Genomic DNA, 12,891 nt, shown 5'->3' on the forward strand with positions numbered 1-12,891 from the left:
CAGAAAACTGGCGTTTTACCCTTTTCGCTTCGGCAATGTTTTCAGCAGATCATCCGTACTTACGAATGCCACTACGCTTCCCGGTAACGGCATTTTCAGAATGTGATTTTTAATTTTGCCGATGACGTGCATCTCACACGGACGGCAATCAAATTTCAGCGTTAACACTTCATCGCCATTAACCAGTTGCATTGGCGTCGCCTTCCAGCTTTTGATATTGCCTTTCGCCTGTTTCGGGCACAGATTAAAGGCAAAGCGCAGACAATGCTTGGTGATCATCACCGGGACTTCGCCCTTCTCTTCATGTGCCTCATACGCCGCGTCAATCAGCTGCACACCATAGCGATGATAAAATTCACGCGCTTTCTGGTTGTAAACGTTCGCGAGGAAACTCAGATGCGTTTGCGGATAAACCGGCGCAGGATCAGCAACCGGTTTACGACTGCCGCGCTGATAACTGGCAAGACGCGCAGCATCCAGCATTTCGGCGGCCTCACGGCGGAACTGATTTAACAGACTGTTCGGTACAAACAGCGCACCAGGCAGGTTAATTTGCACATCGCGGGCGTAATAGATGGTTTGCCCCAGCTTAGCCAGACCATCTTTCAGGTTATTAAGCGCTTTTTCGGCGTTATTAGCTTCGTCGAATTGTCCATCCAGCGTATGCGTGACGCTGACGCCCTCTTCACTGGTCAGGGTCAGAATCAGTTGTTCCTGCCATCCGCCCAGTTCAATGTCTACCGCTACGCGACGTTCGCTGGATGTTTTGGTCAACGCCTGCTGCCAGTTATGGTCCAGATTACGATTAAGCGGATGATGCGGACGAATTTTATGCAAATCCGCAGGCATCTCATTTGGCCAGACGCGGTACTGATTTTCTCCGGTTTTTTCTACCGTATTGGCACGAAAACCGACTACTTCACGTTTAATCATCACGTTCAGGCCATCGCCATTTGCCAGTGGCTCGGTGACGGCAACATCAAGATGATCTTTCGCCACTTTCAATACTTCACCCACCGGCAGGCCGATAAATTTCGGCGAATCGAACGCGCCGATATCCCCTTTACGGGCATTCACAAAATAATCTGTGCTACCACGGTGGAAAGTCTTTTCCGTCGATGGAACAAAGAAATGTTCAGTACGACCTGATGAAGCACGCGCCAGATCGCCACGTTCTTCAATAATGGCATCCAGCATTTGGCGATAATGCGCGGTGATATTCTTCACGTAGCTCATATCTTTGTAACGCCCTTCAATCTTGAAGGAGCGCACGCCAGCATCAATCAGCGCGCCAAGGTTGGCAGTCTGATCGTTATCTTTCATCGACAGCAGATGTTTTTCATAAGAAACCACCCGCCCCTGATCGTCTTTCAATGTGTATGGCAAACGGCATGCCTGCGAGCAATCGCCACGGTTGGCGCTACGCCCTGTTTGCGCATGAGAAATGTAGCACTGACCAGAATAGGCCACGCACAATGCACCATGAATAAAGAATTCAATGGTCGCGTCCGTGGCCTGGTGAATCGCGCGGATCTGCTCAAGATTCAGCTCTCGCGCCAGCACAATCTGCGTAAAGCCAACATCAGAGAGGAACTTCGCTTTTTCTACTGTGCGAATATCGCACTGCGTACTGGCGTGCAGTTCAATCGGCGGAATATCAAGTTCCAGAATCCCCATATCCTGAACAATCAGCGCATCGACGCCGGTCTGGTAGAGGTCGGTAATCAGCCGTTGCGCAGGTTCCAGCTCATCATCATGCAAAATGGTGTTAAGCGTGACGAAAATTTTTGCACCATAACGATGGGCAAACGGCACCAGTTCGGCAATATCTTTCAGGCTATTACTGGCATTATGACGGGCACCAAAACCAGGGCCGCCGATATAAACAGCATCGGCACCGTGCAAAATAGCTTCGCGGGCAATGGCGGCATCGCGTGCCGGGCTTAACAGTTCAAGTCGATGAGAAGATACGGTCACATTCTTATCCAGTAGCTGAAAAATGGCGGCTATTTTAGCCACAAGCGCGACGTTGCGAAATAGTTTTCCCGCTTAACTGCGTGGGTAATGGATGAGGGAATGAAAATGTACGATTTGCTCCCCACCATTACGATAGACATGCGTAACGTCTGCAGCAAATCGAGCGCCTTCTCCACAATTAAGGCTCTGCCATTCACCATCAACGCACAGATCAAGTTGCCCATCAATGACGACAACATGTTCGATTACTCCCTTCTCATGGGGCGTCGATTCACTTATTGCACCAGGTGCCATCTGAATCGAGAAGTGTTCAAAGCAGAGTTGTGGATCATAAGGAAACAGCGAAGTGATCACCATCGCCTGCTGTTGCGGATCATAAACTGAAGGCGTAGCGGACTGCGGCGGAGAAATAAATGTCGAAAATGGCACATTCAACCCGGTGGCAATTTTCCATAATGTCGCGACCGTCGGGCTGGACTCATTACGCTCAATCTGCCCTAACATCGCTTTAGAAACGCCTGTCGCTTCGGCCAGTCGCGAAAGACTCCAGCCGCGCTGCTGGCGTAGTTGTTTAAGTGTGGTGGATAAAAAGCGAGCGAGATTTTCCATGCGACTCCTCCGGCAAAACGGAAGTTTATCACTTGTGCGTTATAACGGACAAATGCTACGGTACCTGTACGCTATAACGCACGAGGTGACTATGCGTCTGTTTTCTATTCCTCCACCCACGCTACTGGCGGGGTTTCTGGCGGTATTAATTGGCTACGCCAGTTCAGCGGCAATAATCTGGCAAGCAGCGATTGTCGCCGGAGCCACCACTGCACAAATCTCTGGCTGGATGACGGCGCTGGGGCTGGCAATGGGCGTCAGTACGCTGACTCTGACATTATGGTATCGCGTACCTGTTCTCACCGCATGGTCAACGCCTGGCGCGGCTTTGTTGGTCACCGGATTACAGGGACTAACACTTAACGAAGCCATCGGCGTTTTTATTGTCACCAACGCGTTAATAGTCCTCTGCGGCATAACGGGACTCTTTGCTCGTCTGATGCGCATTATTCCGCACTCGCTTGCGGCAGCAATGCTTGCCGGGATTTTATTACGCTTTGGTTTACAGGCGTTTGCCAGTCTGGATGGTCAATTTACGTTGTGTGGCAGTATGTTGCTGGTATGGCTGGCAACCAGGGCCGTTGCGCCGCGCTATGCGGTAATTGCCGCGATGATTATTGGGATCGTGATCGTTATGGCGCAAGGTGACGTTGTCACAAATGATGTTGTCTTTAAACCCGTTCTCCCCACTTATATTACCCCTGATTTTTCGTTTGCTCACAGTCTGAGCGTTGCACTCCCCCTTTTTCTGGTGACGATGGCATCGCAAAACGCTCCAGGTATCGCAGCAATGAAAGCAGCCGGGTATTCGGCTCCTGTTTCGCCGTTGATTGTGTTTACTGGATTGCTGGCGCTTGTTTTTTCCCCTTTCGGCGTTTATTCCGTCGGTATTGCGGCAATCACCGCGGCTATTTGTCAAAGCCCGGAAGCGCATCCGGATAAAGATCAACGTTGGCTGGCAGCTGCCGTTGCAGGCATTTTTTATTTGCTCGCAGGTCTTTTTGGTAGTGCCATTACCGGGATGATGGCTGCCCTGCCCGTAAGTTGGATCCAGATGCTGGCAGGTCTGGCGCTGTTGAGTACCATTGGCGGCAGTTTGTATCAGGCGCTGCATAATGAGCGTGAGCGCGACGCGGCGGTGGTGGCATTTCTGGTAACGGCAAGTGGATTGACGCTGGTCGGGATTGGTTCTGCGTTCTGGGGATTAATTGCCGGAGGCGTTTGTTACGTGGTGTTGAATTTAATCGCTCACAGAAACCGATAATAAAAAGCGCCATCTTACGATGGCGCGGCTGGAATTACTTTTTGTTAACGTCAAACATGGTGGCATCGGTCGCCATGTCATCAATAACTTGTTTAATATTTTCGAAAGCCATTGGCGTACTTTCGTTATTCAGGTCTTTACCTTCGCCCTGACGAACGACTTTGATAACCGGTTTATTAGTAGCTGCATCAATCAGCTCACCTTCAAAATACAGGCGAGTATCCATGGTACGGTGGCCCGTCGCCATTTGCGTCCCCGCGACCACTAATGCGACAGGAACCACTTCATAGAATTGCAGCCCTTCTTTGCTGGTATCAACACCGGTAATGGCCCCACGGAAAATCAGACTACGCGGCCCAGCGGTGGTAACCAGTGGTTTACGCTGCGCAATCGCTTCTTTCATTTCGGTGTTGGTATAACTCAAAATTTTATCCAGAACTTTCTGCCCTACCTGGGTAGATGGTTTCGGTACCGGATAATAAGTGACTGGGTTCCAGACGATGCTGTCATATTTGCTTTGATCAAAACTCGGGTCTACCCAACGTAAAACAGGTTTACCTGTTGCTGAGGTTGTTTCTTTTAAATCAGAGTAATTGTTTAAAAAACCAGAATATTTATCTGGCTGGGTGATTTTAGAGGCACAACCAGACAGAGCCAACAAGCCGCATAAAGCTGCAACTTTCGCAATTGATGTGGTACGCATGAATAGTTTCCTGAGATGATTATATTACTTTCTAAGTTATAGCAAAAAGCGCCGCTTCGTGTTGTGGCAAAAAAAGTGTTGGTGAAAATAAATTTTTCAGCCCCTTTTCAGACGACATAGTCAATGCCGAAAAAGGGGCTAAGTCAATCATCAGTAGTTAAATTTCAGTAAGTTAAGCTGCTAAAAAACTTCGACTACTGTGATTAATTTCACATCCATTCGATAAAAATTATGCTTACCGAAAAGAAGAACAGTAGACCATCTCAGCGTGGGGAATTTTCACGCGCCTTGTTCTTACCAGGTTATTTTTTACGTGCCAGCATCGTGGCGAAACGCAGTTTAATACGATTACCGTTGGCGTCGGTGCGGTGCAGCTCGCCGACGTCTTCATTGTATTTCACCATCTCCCAGCCTTCGTAATATCGACGTAATTCTCCCTCTTTGAAGGCAAACGGGAAGCCGACGGTACATGGATAATCAGCGGTATCCATCGCCGCCACAATCAGGTTGTAACCGCCAGGTTTAGTGCAACGTTGCATATTGGCAATCAGCCCTGGGATGGTTTTAGCCTCAAGGAACATCAGCACCACAGTCGAAAGAATAAAATCGTATTGCCCATCAAACGTAAGGTTATTCAGATCAACGACCCGGGTGTGTAAATTATCCAGATTTTCAATGGATTTAATACGCTCGACGTTGGCGATACTCATGGCATTTTTATCCCATGCGTCAACTTCATAACCATTGGCTGCCAGGTAAAGACTATTACGACCATTGCCACAGCCCAGATCCAGCGTTTTACCGGGTTTAACCACTTTCACCGCTTCCAGTACTTCAGAGTGTGTGCGGGTTAATTCATACTTATCAGTAAAATAGTTTTCGTCACGAATGATCATTCTTTGTCCTCAGCTTTCATTAAAACGGCGCGCTCGGTTCTGATTAACAATTTCCCCTGCATCAGAAGCGCGAAAGTACGGATGAGCAGTATTGCAATTATAAAATTGGTAAAGATAAACAGCGGCACCGCCAGCGTATGGAAAAATCCATTATCGCTGCCACTCCCCAGATGCAAACCGGTGGTTGCCAGTGCAGATACGCCGAACGAGAAACTCCAGAATGAAGCATTAAATGGCTGGGAGAGATACCATGGCATCAGACGTAGCATAAACAGCAGTTGCAGCAGCCCATAACCGAAAAGCATTTTCGCCAGCGTGTCACCCTCGCCGCCGTTGACGCTCAGCCAGGCACTACAGGCCACCAGCGCAGGAGCGAGCTGAATGCCGAGTGATGTCCGCAGCGCCGTGGGTAATTCTCCCGAACTGCGCAGACGCTGCAAGATCACCGGTTCCAGGCTTAACCATGAGAAAACGCCTGCGCCTAAAAACACCAGACCAGCGTCGGTGTAGCCCAATGCACCACAGGCCATTGCGCTGATAAAGTTGTTGGCAACTGTCGGCAGATACAGTCCAGGCGTGGTAGCTTCTTCAGGATGAGATCCGCGCCATAATCCCGCAGTTTGCCAGGCGGCATAAGCCAGTTGCACCACGACGCCAAAACTGAACAGGCACACCGCCAGTGGGCGAAACCACGGAACAAAACCAATCGCCACCAGCATCGTCGTTGCCGGAAACAAACTCACAAAACTGCTCATCACTGGATGACGCACTTCCGCCAGCACGCTATGCGGAAAGCGTATGAGTCGGGTAATAAATGCGCTAGTCAATAATCCCCAGATGATCATCGCCAGAATCACTAGCCCATCCCCTAACCAGTGGCTGACCTGCCAAACCTGGCTGGCATAGCGCCAGGCAAATCCCATCCCTATCGTCCCCAACACAATACCAAAGTAGCCTGCCGGCAAATTGAGCACTTTATCGCTCTGCATCTTCTTACTCATTTTGTTTAATTTATAAAGTATATTTGAAATGCATTTTATGGAATTTTCTCGAGCATAGCCAGAGCCGCAGAATTTGCTACGGTTATAGTAAGTCACCTGTGGGAAAACGCTATGCGCAAATATCGTCTAAGTGAAGACCAGCGAGCCTTTAGTTATCAGGATGATGGCACTAAAAAAAGTGTGTTATTACGGCAAATTATCGCCATGAGCGATTTTAACGATGTGATAGCAGGAACCGCTGGCGGCTGGATCGATCGCGAAACGGTGTTAGCGCAGGAAGGAAATTGCTGGATTTACGATCAGAATGCTATTGCGTTCGGCGGAACGGTGATTTCCGGTAATACGCGTATCACCGGCACCAGCGTCCTTTGGGGAGAGGTTTACGCAACGGATAACGTCTGGATCGATAATAGTGAAATCAGTCAGGGTGCACATATAAGTGACAGCGTCACCATTCGTGACGCATTAGTTTGCGGTCAATGTAGAATATTTGGTCACGCCTTAATTGATCAACATTCTATGATCGTCGCCGCGCAAGGCTTAACCTCCGACCATCAACTCCTGCTACAAATTTATGATCGCGCAAGGGTTAGCGCCTCGCGTATTGTTCACCAGGCACAAATTTATGGCGATGCCGTCGTCCGGTATGCTTTTATTGAACATCGCGCCGAAGTTTTTGATTTTGCCAGCGTTGAAGGTAATGAAGAGAACAACGTCTGGCTATGCGATTGTGCTAAAGTCTACGGTCACGCGCAGGTGAAAGCTGGCATAGAAGAAGATGCCATTCCGACAATTCATTACAGTTCGCAGGTAGCGGAATATGCCATTGTGGAAGGTAATTGTGTGTTAAAACATCATGTCTTGATTGGCGGAAATGCCGTGGTACGTGGCGGACCGATTCTGCTCGACGAGCACGTTGTAATACAAGGTGAGAGCCGTATTACAGGTGCGGTGATAATTGAAAACCATGTGGAGTTAACCGACCACGCCGTCGTTGAAGCCTTTGATGGCGACACGGTTCATGTCCGTGGTCCAAAAGTCATTAACGGCGAAGAGCGCATTACGCGAACGCCGCTGGCAGGGTTATTGTGAATCGATAATACGCGCGTATAAGTTCACATCATCATAGGCATCATTCAGAAACTCAGCCTGTTTCAGGCAACCTTCAAGGATAAAACCATTGCGCAAAGCGACCTGGTTGCTTTGCGCATTGTCCACCCGACATTTGATCACGAAGCGTCTAAGTTCACCAGACTGAGCATAATGATGAATCAATGCCTGCAGCGCCTGAGAAATGATCCCCTGCCCCTGATGAGATTCGTCCAGCCAGTAGCCGATTTCAGCGGTTTTATTCAGTGGTTCAATACGATTAAACGAGATAACGCCGATAAGTTCATCTTCTTTGAAAATCATGAACATTTTGGCATAGCCGCGTTGATGCAACATTACATTGCCCTGCACCGTTTTTCGTGTGTCCTCTTCAATTTGAACAAACTGCGGCCAGTTTAGCGACTGCTGTAACCAGGTTTTATTTTTACAGATTAACTGATAAAGAGGTGTGACGTGATTTTCTGCAACAGCATGTAATTCAAGTGATTCGCTTACTTTTATCGTTTCAGTCATCTTATCTCCAGTCACTCCATGCAGTTGTTAAAAAAGCCGCCTGGCTGGCGGCTTAGGAAAGTTTACACCTCTTTGACGCTCTCCTGCTGCAGGATTTTGAGCATCTCATCTTTTAACTGTAGCTTTTGTTTTTTCATGCGGACCACTTCCGCATTGTACCCTCGACCGTCGGAACCTTCCTTTCTGGCAATTTCATGATCAAGTTTATTGTGTTTATCGAACAAGGACATAAAGCGAGGATTTTCGTTTTTCAGACGGGATATTAAATCTCGGTATTCTGGAAACATACGCACTCCCTGTTAGTGGCTGACAAGGTGTATCTGAAATACACACTATCAGATTACTCATTTAACTTAGGGAAAAATGCGAGCGGGATCGTGTTTAACCAGACGGCACCTCCCGAAGAAGGTGCCGAAGAAAAAACGATTAACTCATCACGCGGTCGTCAACATACTGACGTTTATCCGGCGCTGGCGGGAAATACTGATACAGCCATGTTTCACTGATAGCGTCGCCCTGACAACGCAGATACATCCGCATATCGACCGGATCAGTGGAGTCCGAAGTCGGATACCAGTCAAACTGAATACGATAACCATCAATGGGTTCAATATAGAGAATTTCGATTTGCTTCGCTTCCCCACTGGAAAGCGTAATCACCGGCTCAATGCCTTTTGGTGCGGCAGCTTTCAGATCACCACCAACGAAATCGACGGCAAAACGACGCGCCCATTTTTCGGGATAGTGTTCACCTGGCGCCCAACCTTCCGGGAAACCACCCATGCCGGTACGCGTCGCCATAACGCGCGCTAATGGGCAATGAACAGGCGGTTGCGCACTCCAGTACAGACGATACTGGAATGCAAACTCATCACCCGCTTTTACAGCTTTTTCTGGCTGCCAGAAGCAGACAATGTTATCCAGCGTTTCACCCGTAGTTGGGATTTCCATCAGGCCGATGGTGCCCTTACCCCACTTGTTACGCGGCTCCACCCACAGACTTGGGCGTTTGTTATACCAGCCCATAATGTCCTGATAATGGGAGAAATCACGATCCAGTTGCAATAAACCAAACCCTTTCGGGTTGTTGTCGGTGTAAGCATTGAACTGCAATTTTTGCGGATTGTTCAGCGGACGGCAAATCCACTCGCCGTTGCCCCGCCACATGGACAGACGATCAGAGTCATGGATTTGCGGATGAATGGTGTCGCACATCCGACGTTCATTAGTACCGCAGCTGAACATGCTGGTCATCGGCGCAATGCCCAGCTGTTTAATGTCTTTGCGCGCATACAGGTGATTTTCCACATCCATAATCACCTGACTTTTCTCACAATGGATAGTGAACTTATAGGCACCAGTAATGCTGGCGCTATCGAGCAACGCATAAACGGTAAAGGTGGTTGCCCTCGGTTTTACCGTATCAAACCAGAAGGCGGTAAAGTCGGGGAACTCTTCTTTACTGTCGGTGTAAGTGTCGATCGCCAGGCCGCGAGCCGACAAACCGTATTGATATGTATCATCAACCGCGCGGAAATAACTCGCGCCGAGGAATGATACGACATCACGGCGCGCCAGTTCGGGGGCTTTAAACACGCGAAAACCGGCAAAACCGAGATCGCTTTGCCCTTCTAATTGTTTGGTATCAACACCCGCATCGTTGTATTTGAACAACTCCGGGCGAAAGTGAATTTCACGCGCCAGATGTGTTGCTGGATCTACAGAAAACATACGAACGCGGCGACGGAATCCCATTCCCATATGGAAGAACTGAGCGTCCAGTTGACGGTTCTCAACGTTATGCCAGAGCGATTTTTCGGCGTCGTATTGAATACTGTTATAAGCCTGCGGCGTCATTGTCGCCAGAGTGTCAGGTAACGGACGCGGCGCACCACGCCACGCTGTTTGCGCTAAGTCGTGCGCCATTGACTGTAGAATGGAGAAGTCAAAACGTTGGGTTTGCCCGTCGGCAATATCAGAATCTGCCGCGAATGCCGCCTGAGAAAAAAGAGAAGCAATGCCGCTGGTACCGCACACGGCGGCCATAGCCATTGAACCTTTAATAAATCGTCTACGATCCATACCTGAAAGTGAGTCCTTCTGGTGTTGTGAATGGTCCCGCGCTGGTCGTTTTCAGCGGCAAGAAAGTGCTTATTTATGACCGCTCACTCTAGACAATATTTATTAATAATCCAATTGTTGAACTGAGAGAATATGCATAAATCGGCAATTTTTTTATGTCGATGGGATGAGCCTGATTCGTTTGTATAATCAGGCAAATTTTTGCAAAGGCGGATGGTCAGAATTTAAAGCAAACCACAGCGACGTTTACTGCGTTCTTCCGCTTCCTGATAAAGCTGGAACTCATCCAAAACCGGGCAGCCCAACGCCTGCTCAAATGCTTCGCGACTGGCATTACCGTGACTGCGTGCCTGCGTTTCATTACCCAGATTTGACTGGAAGATCCCCGCCGCGCTAACAGGCAAGAAATCTTCATAGGTAATGGGTTGCGCCACTATCCAACCACGTTCAATTAAGGGCTGTGGATCGTCTCCGGGATGAATCGCCTGACGATGCGCCTCACCTGAAGGCGTCAGACGGTACCGGAACCATGCCAACCCTTGCTGACGCATTAAAAACTCACTGTCAGGAAAAGTGCGGAAGGTTTCCTGTAAATGCATTTGGTGAGTGAGATTATCCTGCCCGGTTCCAGCGTTACGCAGAAGATCATCATACAGTTGTCGCCCTTTCGGCGTTAATGCCACACCACGCTGCTCTATTTCACCAAAGCGCGCGGTATGCGTGCCCTGTTTCTGCCCTGCAAACAACACCGTCTCTTCCAGTGCTTTAAAGCTGGTCTGGCGTAGTAAAATGGGTACCTCGCGGCGCGGCGGCCCTTCGATCAGAATTTTGGGTTCAATCCCGCATTCAGGCATCATCGACTGCACCCGGTCAATATCCAGCGTGCGTGGCGTCAGGTGGTTGATATGGCATCCAGGAAAACAGACCACATCAGCAATCAGCCGATGTTCGTTATGCAAGGCGCGATAGGTTACTTCATCCACCGTTGCTGACTGGTGCCAGCGAAACGTTTCCAAGGCTTCCTGCACAAACTCCTGTGCCTGTGTTTCGTTAAAACCGCCCCGCTGCTCATATTCCTCTAACAGTTGTCGACAACGTGGGGTGAAGATATCGCGCTGACGCAGAATCTCCGCCGCTTTCTGGCGCAAAAATTCGTTCTCGATAAGCTCTAGGCGGAGTAATGAGGTAAAAATGCGGAAGGGATTACGCGCCAGAGAAGCATCATCAATGGGCCGAAATGCTGTGGAATGTACCGGCACTCCCGCCTGCGAGAGATCGTAATAGCTCACCGGGTACATCCCCATAATGGCAAACATCCGCCGAAGAGTAGCAAGCTCTTGTGCAGTCCCAACGCGAATTGCCCCATGACGTTCAACATTCAGTCGCGCCAGCTCGTCTGCATTTACCATTTTTTCGTGCAGTTGAGGATTGTTTTCCAGCACAGTCAGATTCACATCAGCTACCAGTTCCAGCAGCGTGCCGTACTGCGGAACTTCTTGCTGGTACATGGCTGACATTGCCTGCGAAAACTGTTCCCGAATCTCATCCGCCGTGATGCTGTTCGCCATAATGTCTGCCTCCAGTGGTCAGTAATCTGGAGTGTAGGTAACCGCATTCACTCTGGCGGGAAGAATTTGCAAACTGTGATCTCGCCGCGAAAACATCAATATTATCCATTTTGCTGTAACATAATTGCTTTAATTGTTAATAATATTTTGCAATCAAGTTATCATAATCAAACAACTTCACTTGTCAGCGACACCGCTTCGTTTTTAACATCGCTTATGGAAAATAATAGTCTGTTTAGTCAGCGCATCCGTCTGCGCCACCTTCATACATTCGTAGCTGTCGCACAACAAGGAACTTTGGGGCGCGCGGCTGAAACCCTTAATTTGAGTCAACCTGCGCTCTCTAAGACATTGAATGAACTGGAGCAGCTGACGGGCGCTCGCTTGTTTGAGCGTGGTCGTCAGGGGGCGCAACTTACCTTACCCGGCGAACAATTTTTAACGCATGCAGTCAGAGTTCTTGACGCCATCAACACTGCCGGACAGTCGCTTCATCGTAAAGAAGGTCTTAATAATGATGTCGTCAGGGTTGGTGCACTACCTACTGCGGCACTGGGGATATTACCTTCGGTTATAGGTCAGTTTCATCAGCAACAAAAAGAGACGACCTTGCAAGTTGCGACAATGAGTAACCCTATGATTCTGGCGGGTTTGAAAACCGGGGAAATCGATATCGGCATTGGTCGGATGTCAGATCCTGAACTGATGACCGGGCTTAATTATGAACTGCTGTTTCTTGAATCGCTGAAGCTGGTTGTCCGCCCTAATCACCCGCTACTTCAGGAGAACGTAACGCTAAGCCGGGTGCTGGAATGGCCGGTTGTTGTATCACCAGAAGGCACTGCGCCACGCCAGCATTCAGATGCATTAGTGCAGAGCCAGGGCTGTAAAATTCCTTCGGGCTGTATCGAAACACTGTCTGCTTCTCTATCTCGTCAACTTACGGTTGAATACGACTACGTGTGGTTTGTCCCTTCTGGCGCTGTAAAAGACGACCTGAGTCATGCCACGCTGGTGGCCCTGCCTGTTCCGGGTCATGGTGCAGGCGAACCGATTGGAATACTGACCCGCGTAGATGCGACGTTCTCTTCTGGTTGCCAGTTGATGATTAACGCTATTCGAAAATCAATGCCGTTCTGAAAGGTGAAGGGATCTGTCGATCCCTCCT

12 protein-coding genes are annotated in these 12,891 nt (G+C 49.1%); 3 read left to right on the forward strand and 9 right to left on the reverse strand.

What is annotated here, in order from left to right; genetic code table 11:
- Nucleotides 1-15 precede the first annotated feature (15 nt).
- Nucleotides 16-1,977: a 23S rRNA 5-hydroxycytidine C2501 synthase gene (rlhA, locus tag ACJHYR_RS01605; protein ID WP_059327963.1), complete on the reverse strand. Its 1,962-nt coding sequence runs from the start codon at nt 1,975-1,977 to the stop codon at nt 16-18.
- Nucleotides 1,978-2,049: 72 nt separating this feature from the next.
- On the reverse strand, nt 2,050-2,586 hold the full coding sequence (gene sutR, locus ACJHYR_RS01610) for a DNA-binding transcriptional regulator SutR (protein WP_000429149.1): 537 nt from the start codon (nt 2,584-2,586) through the stop codon (nt 2,050-2,052).
- 52 nt (nt 2,587-2,638) lie between these two features.
- On the opposite strand from sutR, the gene ydcO reads away from it, so the two are divergent.
- Nucleotides 2,639-3,850 (forward strand): BenE family transporter YdcO, encoded by a 1,212-nt coding sequence (gene ydcO / locus ACJHYR_RS01615; protein WP_071593600.1) that lies wholly within the window; start codon nt 2,639-2,641, stop codon nt 3,848-3,850.
- Between the two features lie 34 nt (nt 3,851-3,884).
- Here the strand turns inward: ydcO and ACJHYR_RS01620 are convergent, their stop codons facing one another.
- The 3 genes from ACJHYR_RS01620 to tehA all read right to left on the reverse strand — a co-directional run bounded on the left by ACJHYR_RS01620 (nt 3,885) and on the right by tehA (nt 6,438).
- Entirely contained in the window at nt 3,885-4,553 is a 669-nt protein-coding gene (locus tag ACJHYR_RS01620; protein WP_001261034.1) for a DUF3313 domain-containing protein, read from the reverse strand.
- Between the two features lie 302 nt (nt 4,554-4,855).
- Complete coding sequence (gene tehB, locus ACJHYR_RS01625) at nt 4,856-5,449, reverse strand: tellurite resistance methyltransferase TehB (RefSeq protein WP_000586739.1); 594 nt, start codon at nt 5,447-5,449, stop codon at nt 4,856-4,858.
- Nucleotides 5,446-6,438, reverse strand: coding sequence for a dicarboxylate transporter/tellurite-resistance protein TehA (tehA, locus tag ACJHYR_RS01630; protein ID WP_001376850.1), 993 nt, complete (start codon nt 6,436-6,438; stop codon nt 5,446-5,448). Before tehA ends, tehB begins: the two co-directional genes overlap by 4 nt.
- A gap of 123 nt (nt 6,439-6,561) precedes the next feature.
- Here tehA and ydcK point away from each other — a divergent pair, with 123 nt between their 5' ends.
- Nucleotides 6,562-7,542: a YdcK family protein gene (ydcK, locus tag ACJHYR_RS01635; RefSeq protein WP_059327962.1), complete on the forward strand. Its 981-nt coding sequence runs from the start codon at nt 6,562-6,564 to the stop codon at nt 7,540-7,542.
- Here the strand turns inward: ydcK and rimL are convergent.
- From rimL to ACJHYR_RS01655, 4 genes are all read right to left on the reverse strand, one after another.
- A complete protein-coding gene (gene rimL, locus ACJHYR_RS01640; RefSeq protein ID WP_001587028.1) occupies nt 7,534-8,073 on the reverse strand; it encodes a 50S ribosomal protein L7/L12-serine acetyltransferase in 540 nt (179 codons plus the stop codon). The genes ydcK and rimL overlap by 9 nt on opposite strands.
- A gap of 62 nt (nt 8,074-8,135) precedes the next feature.
- A complete protein-coding gene (locus tag ACJHYR_RS01645; protein WP_001296778.1) occupies nt 8,136-8,360 on the reverse strand; it encodes a YdcH family protein in 225 nt (74 codons plus the stop codon).
- A 139-nt stretch (nt 8,361-8,499) separates the two neighbouring features.
- A complete protein-coding gene (gene opgD / locus ACJHYR_RS01650) occupies nt 8,500-10,155 on the reverse strand; it encodes a glucan biosynthesis protein OpgD (RefSeq protein WP_059326197.1) in 1,656 nt (551 codons plus the stop codon).
- Nucleotides 10,156-10,379: 224 nt separating this feature from the next.
- Nucleotides 10,380-11,723: a VOC family protein gene (locus tag ACJHYR_RS01655; protein WP_000013828.1), complete on the reverse strand. Its 1,344-nt coding sequence runs from the start codon at nt 11,721-11,723 to the stop codon at nt 10,380-10,382.
- A 216-nt stretch (nt 11,724-11,939) separates the two neighbouring features.
- Here ACJHYR_RS01655 and ACJHYR_RS01660 point away from each other — a divergent pair, with 216 nt between their 5' ends.
- Complete coding sequence (locus tag ACJHYR_RS01660; RefSeq protein WP_072837519.1) at nt 11,940-12,863, forward strand: LysR substrate-binding domain-containing protein; 924 nt, start codon at nt 11,940-11,942, stop codon at nt 12,861-12,863.
- The last annotated feature ends 28 nt before the right edge of the window (nt 12,864-12,891 follow it).

Origin of the sequence: Escherichia sp. WS1450, from assembly GCF_046487395.1 — a bacterium.
Classification (GTDB): Bacteria; Pseudomonadota; Gammaproteobacteria; order Enterobacterales; family Enterobacteriaceae; genus Escherichia; species Escherichia coli.